Consider the following 4,228-nt stretch of genomic DNA (forward strand, 5'->3'; position numbering starts at 1 on the left):
GTACCATACTCCAAATCATAAAAGATAAGGCTTCTGCATTGTGGTTTTTAAAATGACCTTGTTCAATACACTGGGTTATGGTGGAATTTAAAACTTCAAATGTTGCTTTACCTTCATTCCATTCTTCCTCATCTATGGCATCTAAAAAATCGATAGGAGCTTTTAAGTTAAACATTAAATCGTACATTTCTGAATTTTCTATTGCGAATTTTATATACACTTTTCCCATCACTTTCAATCGTTCCATTGGATTAATGATTGCATATAATTCCTTAAAATAACCTCCTAATTCTGAAAATCCTTCTGAATGTAAATCGTGAAGAATTGTGTTTTTATCCTTAAAGTAAACATATACTGTACCAATACTATAATCAATTTCATCGGCAATATTTCTTATAGTAGTTTGTTCAATTCCTTTTTCTACGAGTAGTTTTTTTGCACTATTTAATATTAAACTTTTCAAGTTCTCTTTTTCTCTTGCCTTTCTATCTGCTGTACTCATTGTTTATTTATCAGATTACAAATATAAATATATTTTTTGAACAACGTTCATTAATTATAACATTAAACTGACTAAAGTTTCTTTTTATTTAACTTTTCTTTTATATGAGGAGCAATAATGTGTATCGAAGGAGTAGCGATTACAAAATCAATGAGCCAGCTGCGCAACCAAATAAAAAGAAAGTTATATACAAAACCTATATTGACCGCAATTATTATGAAGGTCATATAACTCGTAACAATCATAGCAGTGAATAGTGAAATTTTCAGCCCTTTTGCTTTCATTTTATACTATTTCATTTTTTGTTAAAAAGCCAATACAAAGATTAGTCTGTATTGGCTTATTAAATTACGGATTTATAGTATTTACTTTTTACTTGTTTTCTCTGAAGCTACTGCCAGTTTTTTTAAATAATTCTTTTCGTCCTTGTTCCATTCAGTCAAGGTATTGAATTGTTTGCCTTCGTAAAGTCCGTTAAAGAATAGGTATAATTTACCATCAACAATTTTATAAGTCAGCGGATTGATAGGAAAATTCCCTTTATCTGCTGCAATTCCCCAAGCACAATATCCGTTACATTGTGGTAGATATTTTTCAGGATTTGCTTTGAAGGTTTTTTGATTTTTTGCGGAAGCAAAATAGTAATTGGCACCATTGTATTCAACTTCAAATTTTCCTTCACCCTTTGTTGCTTTTCCAGGAGTGAAATAAGACACTACATCATAACCACCAATAGCTAATTTGTTTTTGTCAACGGGTTCTACTTGAGCAGAAACGATGTTAGAAATTAAAGCTACGAAAGCTACTAACACGATTGATTTTAAGTTTTTCATTTTTTCTTAATTTATGATTATTTAATTTATTTCTTCCAAACTCTGCCTGCGAAAGCCGCATCAACTTCTGGATTTGTAATGTGATTGGAATAGTTACTCATTGTTTTTGCTCCAATTCCTGCAATAATGCCTAAAACGTGAACTTCAGAATAACCAGCTGCCAAGAACTCATCGACTTCAGATTGAGAAACATTGCCACGAGTTGCGGTAAGGGAACGAGTAAGTTTTGATAAAGCTGCTAATTTTGCATCGGGGATTTGTTTTCCGTCACGAATTGCATCAGTTACTTCGGTAGGAACTTTTGTCATCATATCGCCTACAAAACTGTGTGCCGCCATACAATATTCGCAATTGTTTTCATAAGCCACAGAAAGGAAAACTACTTCTTGTTCCACAGGAGAAAAACCTGAATTTGCCCTAAAACTTTTGTACGAGTAGGTGTAAGCATCTAGCAAAGCTGGATTTGCACCCATTGATACATACATATTAGGTGCAAAACCCATTGCTTTTTTTGTGCTTTCCAATATTTCGCTTGTAATTGGAGAAATTGTCAGATTTTCTAATTTTAAATGTGCCATTTTTATTGTTTTTTAAATTAAATAGCTTCGTTGCTATTTAACAATGCAAAGTTGGCTCGAATTGGGAAGACTAATTTTTGTAATTAGTTCAACTATTTGGGTATTTGGTTCAAACGAAAATTAGAGGAATTTTGATTGTATTTTAAAATTTATTATTTTTTCATTGCTCTTGCAACCAAAAACCCAAACATATTAGTGAGCATCCAACGTGGTGTTGTAAATTTCCCCATTATATCCATAAAAATATTCCAAGCACCCGGAATTGTAGCTTGTTTTTTGCCTAATGAGTTTATTGCTTTTTTTACAACAGGAACGACGCTCATTTCAAAAATGGGCATTTTTTTGAAATCTATTCCTTGCATTTTATCGACCATTTCTGTTCTGGTTAATCCTGGTGAAAGTACAGTTACATCAACTCCTGATTTTTTGAATTCGTAATTTAATGCCTGGCCAATACTTAAAATATAAGCCTTTGTTGCAGCATAATTTGCAAAATAAGGAACAGATTGATGCCCAAAAGTTGAAGAGACAAATAGAATTCCACCCTTTTTTCGGTTTGTCATTTTTTTACCAAAACTGTGAGCCAATTGCATAGGAATTATGGTGTTGAGTTTTATAACATCGGTTTCTTTTTGCAAATCGTTTTTAATAAAATCGCCGTGAATTTCCATTCCCGCACTTAAAATGATTAAACCAATTTCTAGATCGTTAGTTGCCGCAACTAATTCTTTTGTTGCATTTTCAGCTAACAAGTCTAATTCTATTTTTCTAACTTTTATTTTGTATTGACTTTCTAACTTTAGAGCCAAATCGTCTAATCTTTTTTTTCTACGAGCTACCATTACCAAGTTTAATCCTTTGCTCGCCAATTGAACTGCAAATTCTTTTCCAATGCCAGATGATGCACCAGTTATTAAAGCGTATTCTCCATATTTTTGTTTAAAATTCATTTTTTAATTTTATTTAAAAAGGTTTGCAAATAAATAAATCCAATTGTCTAAAGGCTTCGGCTCTTAAAGTACTTAATGCATTAAATTCCGCACTAGCTAGCATATTTTTGATTATTTGCTCATTTGGAAATTCAAAAATACCTAGCATTTTTATTCCGCTATTTCCTATCAATTGTTCTACAGTTTTGTATCGTTCCACTTTTACGCCACCATTAGCCATAAAAATGGGCATTATTTTAGAAAGATATAATTGAAAACCTTCCATATTTTCAGGATTTGGGATTGTGTTTATGGTTAAAAAAACAACATCTTCTTTTTTGTTTTTCTTCCAAACTCTGCCTGCGAAAGCCGCATCTACTTCGGGGTTTGTAATGTGATTGGAATAATTACTCATTGTTTTTGTTCCAATTCCTGCAATAATACCTAAAACGTGAACTTCAGTATAACCAGCAGCTAAAAACTCATCTACTTCAGCTTGAGAAACATTGCCACGATTTACAGTAAGCGAACGTGTTAATTTTGACAATGCAGCTAATTTTGCATCGGGAATTTGTTTTCCGTCACGAATTGCATCAGTTACTTCGGTAGGAACTTTTGTCATCATATCGCCCACGAAACTGTGAGCAGCCATACAATATTCGCAGTTGTTTTCATAAGCTACTGATAGAAAAACCACTTCTTGTTCTACAGGAGAGAAACCTGAATTTGCTCTGAATGTGTTGTAAGCATAGGTGTAAGCATCTAATAAAGCAGGATTGTTTCCCATTGTTACATACATATTAGGAGCGAAACCTATTGCTTTTTTGGTATTTTCCAAAATATCGCTTGTAATTGATGAAACCGCTAGGTTTTCTAATTTTAAATGTGCCATTTTCTTTTTTTTTTAATTAATTATTTAACGATGTTTTTTTAAGTTTTTCAAAAGCTCTTATTTTAGCTTCACTTGGTCTGTCATTTTCAACATAGAATTTAAAATCTTGAATTAATGTGTTTCCCATTTTGTTCATCATCATTTTCATTATTGGTTGCATCATTATTCCCATAAAACCTCCTAATGTAATTTCCATTTCCATTGTAAGTTTTGATTTTTCTTTTCCAACTGGCAAAATTTGCCAAGTATTAGTGGCATATTTTACTATGGATGGCATTCCTTCAGGGACTGTGTAAGAGAGCAAATGTTCTGCATCAGAATATTTGATTAATTTTTCCTTTGTTTTTCCCATTCCTGCTATGTCGCAACCGCGTTCTGAACAAGATGCACCGTTAAAACTAGTTCCTGTCCCTGCTGAATGATTGACGGCAGAAGCCCAAATATATGCATCTGCAAAACCGTGTCCAAGGACTTCCCAGGCTTTGTCAATTCCT

Annotated in this window: 7 protein-coding genes; all 7 read right to left on the reverse strand. The window is 32.8% G+C overall.

All coding sequences use genetic code 11. The annotated features are described in order from the left end of the window. Positions 1-502, reverse strand: a 502-nt coding sequence (locus PHC28_RS16230) for a TetR/AcrR family transcriptional regulator (RefSeq protein ID WP_300103131.1), incomplete at its 3' end; no start/stop codon positions are given. Between the two features lie 71 nt (positions 503-573). After that, positions 574-786 (reverse strand): DUF2798 domain-containing protein, encoded by a 213-nt coding sequence (locus PHC28_RS16235; protein ID WP_300103132.1) that lies wholly within the window; start codon positions 784-786, stop codon positions 574-576. Between the two features lie 81 nt (positions 787-867). Then, entirely contained in the window at positions 868-1,335 is a 468-nt protein-coding gene (locus PHC28_RS16240) for a YHS domain-containing (seleno)protein (RefSeq protein WP_300103133.1), read from the reverse strand. A 26-nt stretch (positions 1,336-1,361) separates the two neighbouring features. After that, complete coding sequence (locus tag PHC28_RS16245; protein ID WP_300103135.1) at positions 1,362-1,913, reverse strand: carboxymuconolactone decarboxylase family protein; 552 nt, start codon at positions 1,911-1,913, stop codon at positions 1,362-1,364. Positions 1,914-2,065: 152 nt separating this feature from the next. Then, positions 2,066-2,863 (reverse strand): SDR family oxidoreductase, encoded by a 798-nt coding sequence (locus PHC28_RS16250; protein WP_300103137.1) that lies wholly within the window; start codon positions 2,861-2,863, stop codon positions 2,066-2,068. 13 nt (positions 2,864-2,876) lie between these two features. Next, positions 2,877-3,734, reverse strand: a complete 858-nt coding sequence (locus tag PHC28_RS16255; protein ID WP_300103139.1) for a DUF1330 domain-containing protein — start codon at positions 3,732-3,734, stop codon at positions 2,877-2,879. Between the two features lie 16 nt (positions 3,735-3,750). Continuing rightward, positions 3,751-4,228 (reverse strand): SRPBCC family protein (locus tag PHC28_RS16260; RefSeq protein ID WP_300103141.1); only part of this gene is annotated, 478 nt, incomplete at its 5' end.

It is taken from the genome of Flavobacterium sp. (assembly GCF_028712645.1).
In the GTDB taxonomy this organism is placed as follows: Bacteria; Bacteroidota; Bacteroidia; order Flavobacteriales; family Flavobacteriaceae; genus Flavobacterium.

Bases quoted from the DNA above. Each gene is read 5' to 3' on its own strand.
- PHC28_RS16235 (WP_300103132.1), bottom strand. From the start codon at position 786: ATGAAAGCAAAAGGGCTGAAAATTTCACTATTCACTGCTATGATTGTT.
- PHC28_RS16240 (WP_300103133.1), bottom strand. From the start codon at position 1,335: ATGAAAAACTTAAAATCAATCGTGTTAGTAGCTTTCGTAGCTTTAATT.
- PHC28_RS16245 (WP_300103135.1), bottom strand. From the start codon at position 1,913: ATGGCACATTTAAAATTAGAAAATCTGACAATTTCTCCAATTACAAGC.
- PHC28_RS16250 (WP_300103137.1), bottom strand. From the start codon at position 2,863: ATGAATTTTAAACAAAAATATGGAGAATACGCTTTAATAACTGGTGCA.
- PHC28_RS16255 (WP_300103139.1), bottom strand. From the start codon at position 3,734: ATGGCACATTTAAAATTAGAAAACCTAGCGGTTTCATCAATTACAAGC.